This window comes from Rhodococcus sp. (in: high G+C Gram-positive bacteria), assembly GCF_049591685.1.
Taxonomy (GTDB): Bacteria; Actinomycetota; Actinomycetes; order Mycobacteriales; family Mycobacteriaceae; genus Rhodococcoides.
In genome coordinates, this window is sequence record NZ_JBAWFH010000020.1 from 1 (window position 1) to 4,855 (window position 4,855).

Here is a 4,855-nt window from a genome sequence, read left to right on the forward strand (position 1 = left end):
CTGTAGAGGCTGGTCCCGCGCAGGCGAACACCGACGAGTTGTCCTGCGCTCAGCTCAGCTCCGCCTAGTTCCAAACCCGAAAGGTCGGCGCCAGCGAAATCGAGTCCGCCACCACTGAGAACCGGTATGAATTGACCGTTGGGATCGATCTCGTCGAAGAATTGGTTGAGGGCGGCTTGTGCATCCTGATCGTTGGGCCACTGCTTCACATCGAATCGAGACTTACTGAACCCCTTCACGAGGACCACCTTACTTTTCCGGCCCATTCGGGGTGCTGCTCGACGACTTCCCGAAGGTGCGACTGCCGTTCCGCAGTCATTCCCTCGGAGTCCAGCAAAACCCCAGTGCCTTTGCCTAGTTGCTTGTTGACCATGCCTTCGAACTGCGCGTCGGACTGCGGAGTTTCGATCGGTTTGCCCGCGTCCGGCCGATACGAGGGCTGAAGGTCCGGTGACGACTTGACGTCCCAGTGATCACCTGCTGCATCGATGAACTCGCCTTGGTCTTTACCGGTATCGGACAGTGGGGCGCGCGTTATGGGTCCAGGAATCACGCCGCTAGCTTCGGCTTCCAAACCAACGTCCGCTTCGCGTCTCGTATTGGGAAACGCTTCTCCACCGTGCGCAGGATCTCTCGCGAGCTCCTCTCTCCGTTCGTCATAGTCGGGTGTACCCGGTGCCGGTGACGAGTAGGACGGTGACGCGACGTCATCACCGGGCAAGTGCTGCGCAACGAGCATCGTGATGGCTTCGAGAGCGGAGAAGGTCGTGATCCCGTTGATCGCGGCGAAGGTGGCGGTCGCAGCTCCGAGGAGTCCGGCGAGGGTGCTGCCGACCAGTAACGCTCGGATTGTGTTCGCGGCTGACGCGATTGCTGCGGCGGTCGCTCCTGCACCAATACCGACCTCCGCCTCGGCTGGACCGAGGGCACCCAGTCCGCCGGTGAACAAGACGGTCGCGACCGCTGCAACTGCGGTGACAGCGCCTATGGCACCAACCGTCCACACCAACTCGTCGGACGCGCTCTTGATCCCGGTGCGAAGATCGGAGACTGCTTGTCCGTGGCTGACGACGGGTACAGCGAGCGCCGATGCGGTCGACGCCAGCTCGTCGGTACTGCGGTGCAGGACATCCAGGTGGTCCCTCAGAACCTCAACGTCTGGTGCGTCGAGACCGTCGAAGCGGGAGCTAGCTGTAGCCATTGCGCGCCCTGCGTCGGCGATGTCGGAGTGCTCGCCGAATGCTGCCCATGCGTCGGCTGCGATCGTGAGTTTGTCGCTGTCGCCGTCGGGGACAGGAATACCGATCTGTTTGAGTAGTCCGGGGACATCGGTGTCGAGCCCGTCCCCATTGTCTCCCAGTGATGTCGGCGGAGGTGCCATGCACTGCAGGTACGTCGATCGAGATGACGGCGGGGGAGCGATGGGTGCCGAACCTGACACAGGGGAAGGGTTGGCCCGGTGCTCGGCGACCGCCCAGTTGTGGCCGGCCGCATATGCCACGTCGGCGAGCGTGCTCGACGCGTCGACCCAGGTTTCAGCGGCCTGGAAGAAGTCGTAGGCATGTTGATCGTAGGCTGTTCCCCACTGCTTGACGCCGTCGTATTCTCCAGCCATGGATCCGCATTGGCTCAGTGACGCGCGTAGTCCCTCGACTCGGCTTCGTACGGACGCGGAGGCATGCGCGCACATCTCGGCGGCGTCGTAGTAGGCCTGCGGATCGACGTTCATTACGATCCTCGAAGCATGCGAACGTTCGCGTCGGCTGTAGCCGTGTAGTGATGGTGCGCGGTACGAGTCAGTAGCTCGATCTGTGTGACGTGTTCGACGAGGTCAATCGCGGCGTTGGCCCACGTTGCATGTGCCTTCGTGTAGGCGTCGGCTCCGAGTCCGGTCCAGCCACCCTGTGTCAAAGATGCTGCGCGACGGTCGAGCTCGTACAACTCGTCCCGAACAAAGCCCGCGAGACCGGAGATGCGAGCAGTCAGTGCTTCGAGGTCATCCGGGTCGACCGAGAACGGCATGGTCATAACTGATCGGCAATCGTCGACCGCGTCTGCTCCTCGGTTGCCGCATAACCGATGGCCGCATCTGTCAGCGACGTGGACAAGGCCGCTAATGAGTCGAGAATCCGGCTGCCATCGTGGTGACACTGATTCCATACCCCGCGATACGCGTCTGCCGACGTACCTGTCCAAGCGACTGCGTCCACATCTCGGCTGACAGACGACAGCGCGCTACGCAACGTCTGTTCGAGCTGCCTAGCCGCGGCCCCCACCGCAGAGATCTGTTCCGAAACTGCTGACAACACCCCGTCAGGGGTCCCCCCGTCGCCCATATCGAGCAAGCTACACCACGAGGGTGATGCTGTCCTGAGCGTCTAAGTCGTCGCGAAAAATGGAGCTGGGCGGACAGTCCGGCTCAGGCGGCGACGAATTCCCCGCGACTGGGAACGTGCGGCGTGGTTGTGGTGATGCTCAGGCTCACTCGGCCAGCCCCAGGTTCGATCGATGCGAACGTCGGAGCGTTCGGGCCGTCCCAACCGCTCACCGCCCACTGCCTGCTTCCTGACTCACCGGTGTCCAGGTTGTGCCACTCGATCGTTCCGCTGACGGAGCAGACCTGCGAGATGCCTACGAAATGTGTTGTGAATCGGACGTAGTTCGGCGGGTAGGGGGCGTCGTAGTCGGACGCAGCTTGGACGTCGATGTAGCCGACGCACGCTGCGATCTGATCGGAGTACAGGCCGTGACCCAGCGTGACGATGGGCGAGAGGTTTGCTGGACTGGCGTTCGCGACGGTCGTCGACGCCAGCATCGTTCCGACGGTCGCGAGTCCCACTACGGCGGCGCGAATTGCGCTCTTTCGCGGAGAAGCTGTGTGCGTGACCATGGGGGTCCTTCCGTCGGGCGATGATGGTCGATAGTTCGCTGTCGCGCAGCTGCTCGTTACATCCAGAGGGCGAGTCGATCAGAACATCCCCGGATCTTCCGGGACTCCAGGATGGTCACGGAACCGTTCGTGACACGGCTGCGTCCAACAGTCAGGACGACGCGAACGGAAGGGTTGTGACCGGTGTGGAGGTAGATCCCGAGCTGCTGACCCGGTTCGCGCTGTTCACGAACAGCGTAAGCGGAATTCTGGACGGAACGAGTGTTGAAGGGCCATTCTGGTCGGCGCAGAATGCAGTGGCTGGCTCCGAGCTGCCCTCGTTGTGTGGTCAAGCGTCCGACGCCCTGTCGGCGGCCTTCAGCGGGATGGCGCAGCGTCTCGAGGTCGTCGCTGACACGGCACGGGGAGCCTCGAACGACTATCGGGTCACCGAATCGGAGTTCGCGGCCCGCCTTCGTGGGATGGATGGCGAAGGGTGACCATCACCGTTCCGCAGATTCGCATATGGAACGCCGAGTCGTTGTCGGCAGCATCAACAGCATTCGCTGACCTCGCGACGTTGATCGACGGTCAGCGGGTAGGGCTCGAATCGGAGCAGAACGTCCTCGCGGAGTCCTGGCGTGGAGATGCCGCGATCGCCGCTGCCGAGCGGGTCGTGTCCGAATCGTCGACGCTGGCGAAACTTGTTGCTGTCATTGAAGGTTTCGCCCTAGATTTCCTCGATGCGGCGGCCGTGGTTGCACCCGCGCGCAGGCAACTGGTGGACTTGGTCGACGATCTGGAGTCGAGAAACTACGAAGTTGCCGACAATGGCGTTGTCACAGCTGACCGATCAACCGAAACGCTTCGGCAGATAGTGGGGCCTCTGGCGGAGGATGCAATTCTCGCCCTCCAGATCAGTTGTCAGGAAGCCACCATCTCGGTGTGCACGGAGCTGCAACACGCCAGTGAGGTGGCGACGAACGTCTGTGACCGCGTCCGCGCACGCGTCTCCGCGCTCGAGCAACTATTGCCGACAACGGGAGGTGGCGAACTTCGGCCTGCCAATGGGGGCGGATTTTCGTGGACACCCGACTATCAAGCGATGGCAGCCGGAGTCACCATCGGCGCCGTGTCGGACGCCACGGGTCACGGGCTCGCGACTGCTGCCGCCGCTTCATCGGACGATCTGGCGCATTCGATAGGTCGGCGGCTCGGACCCGCGGGCGCCGTTGTCGGAACAATCCCTGCTATTGCGAACGACATCGACGGTGGAATGGACCCGACGAAGGCCATTGTCACGGAAAGCGCTGGAACGGTCGTCGGCGTGGCGGCGGGTGGCGCGCTGGGGTCGATGGCATCGGCGGCCGTCGCGGGATCGGCGATGGGCAGCGTCGTACCGGGTGCCGGCACTGCAGTGGGGTTGATCGTTGGCCTCGGGGTCGGGGCGATGATGGCGTACGGAGTGCCGAAGATTGGACAGCGGCTGTGGGATTGAAGAAATGAGCGACGAGCGAACGGATTGGGAAACGCAGCCACCCTACGTCGTGTGGCGAGAGGTGTGGCCGCAAAGGTTTGGTCGCGCGCACATGACGGCGGCGCTCGTCCTCGCGATCTGCGCCCTTGGCGGGTTTGCATTTGCTTGGAGGGCGGGAAGCAGTGTCGGTGTGATCGGCTATACCGGGTTCGGAGGGGTTGCCCTGTGTGCGAGTTGGTTACTTTTGCGGCAGGCAGGCTTCAGGTGGATCACACTTTCGCCGAAACTGATGCAGTGCGTTCATCCTCGGTTCGGGGTTGGGATACGTATCGGGCCGGAATCTTTGAGCACTCGCGTGCTGATCACGGCGTTGGGCACGTGTGCGGTTTATTACGGAGCGATCGTGGTTGCATTCTGGTTTGAACTCGATTCTCTGCTACCCGAGTTCAGAGACGAGGCATCGAATACGGTTTTCGCGGGCCTGTCTTGCGTTGCGATGGGTGCAACAG

At 62.5% G+C, this 4,855-nt stretch carries 8 protein-coding genes; 3 read left to right on the forward strand and 5 right to left on the reverse strand.

What is annotated here, in order from left to right:
• The 5 genes from WBQ44_RS00655 to WBQ44_RS00675 form a co-directional block, all read right to left on the reverse strand.
• On the reverse strand, positions 1 to 239 hold a 239-nt coding region (locus tag WBQ44_RS00655), incomplete at its 3' end, for a hypothetical protein (RefSeq protein WP_495564808.1).
• Positions 236 to 1,729: a hypothetical protein gene (locus tag WBQ44_RS00660; protein ID WP_495564809.1), complete on the reverse strand. Its 1,494-nt coding sequence runs from the start codon at positions 1,727 to 1,729 to the stop codon at positions 236 to 238. The genes WBQ44_RS00655 and WBQ44_RS00660, both read right to left, overlap by 4 nt.
• Complete coding sequence (locus WBQ44_RS00665) at positions 1,729 to 2,028, reverse strand: WXG100 family type VII secretion target (RefSeq protein WP_495564810.1); 300 nt, start codon at positions 2,026 to 2,028, stop codon at positions 1,729 to 1,731. Before WBQ44_RS00665 ends, WBQ44_RS00660 begins: the two co-directional genes overlap by 1 nt.
• Positions 2,025 to 2,336 carry a WXG100 family type VII secretion target gene (locus tag WBQ44_RS00670; protein WP_495564815.1) on the reverse strand — a complete coding sequence of 104 codons (312 nt, stop codon included), beginning with the start codon at positions 2,334 to 2,336 and terminating at the stop codon, positions 2,025 to 2,027. Before WBQ44_RS00670 ends, WBQ44_RS00665 begins: the two co-directional genes overlap by 4 nt.
• A gap of 83 nt (positions 2,337 to 2,419) precedes the next feature.
• A complete protein-coding gene (locus tag WBQ44_RS00675; protein WP_495564811.1) occupies positions 2,420 to 2,890 on the reverse strand; it encodes a hypothetical protein in 471 nt (156 codons plus the stop codon).
• Between the two features lie 176 nt (positions 2,891 to 3,066).
• Between WBQ44_RS00675 and WBQ44_RS00680 the strand changes: the two genes are divergently transcribed.
• From WBQ44_RS00680 to WBQ44_RS00690, 3 genes are all read left to right on the forward strand, one after another.
• Complete coding sequence (locus tag WBQ44_RS00680) at positions 3,067 to 3,369, forward strand: hypothetical protein (RefSeq protein WP_495564812.1); 303 nt, start codon at positions 3,067 to 3,069, stop codon at positions 3,367 to 3,369.
• Positions 3,366 to 4,367: a hypothetical protein gene (locus WBQ44_RS00685; protein ID WP_495564813.1), complete on the forward strand. Its 1,002-nt coding sequence runs from the start codon at positions 3,366 to 3,368 to the stop codon at positions 4,365 to 4,367. The genes WBQ44_RS00680 and WBQ44_RS00685 overlap by 4 nt, the downstream gene beginning before the upstream one ends.
• Before the next feature lie 4 nt (positions 4,368 to 4,371).
• The coding region (locus WBQ44_RS00690; RefSeq protein WP_495564814.1) for a hypothetical protein at positions 4,372 to 4,855 on the forward strand (484 nt) is incomplete at its 3' end.

Excerpts from the sequence above, each read along its gene's own strand:
- WBQ44_RS00660 (WP_495564809.1), bottom strand. The coding sequence starts at position 1,729 with ATGAACGTCGATCCGCAGGCCTACTACGACGCCGCCGAGATGTGCGCG.
- WBQ44_RS00665 (WP_495564810.1), bottom strand. The coding sequence starts at position 2,028 with ATGACCATGCCGTTCTCGGTCGACCCGGATGACCTCGAAGCACTGACT.
- WBQ44_RS00670 (WP_495564815.1), bottom strand. The coding sequence starts at position 2,336 with ATGGGCGACGGGGGGACCCCTGACGGGGTGTTGTCAGCAGTTTCGGAA.
- WBQ44_RS00675 (WP_495564811.1), bottom strand. The coding sequence starts at position 2,890 with ATGGTCACGCACACAGCTTCTCCGCGAAAGAGCGCAATTCGCGCCGCC.